Here is a 247-nt window from a genome sequence, read left to right as displayed (position 1 = left end):
AAAATCTTCCTCTCTCATATCCTGTATCGATCTCATATCAAAGCCCTTTATGAATTTCAACATGCGCCTTCGGGGTAACGATATTTATGTTGTCAGCATTATATAAATCCCCTCCCTCGGCCAAGCCGACCTTATGATGCAGTTCGTATTTCACTCTTGCTCCTGCTGAATCGTTCATTCTAACTATCGGGGCTTTGCCCTTTTTCATTTCGTTCAAACTTGTTTCATTAAATAAGTCAGCCAGTTT

The 247-nt window shown here is 40.5% G+C and carries 1 protein-coding gene; it reads right to left on the bottom strand.

The genetic code is table 11. The features are described from left to right. Window positions 1-37 precede the first annotated feature (37 nt). Window positions 38-247, bottom strand: a 210-nt coding sequence (locus tag N7568_RS24890; RefSeq protein ID WP_261612320.1) for an HNH endonuclease signature motif containing protein, incomplete at its 5' end; no start/stop codon positions are given.

The sequence above is a fragment of the Paenarthrobacter aurescens genome (assembly GCF_025421775.1).
GTDB lineage: Bacteria > Actinomycetota > Actinomycetes > Actinomycetales > Micrococcaceae > Arthrobacter > Arthrobacter aurescens_B.
Note: the sequence above shows the minus strand (reverse complement) of the source record. Positions and strands in the feature narration are given on the sequence as shown.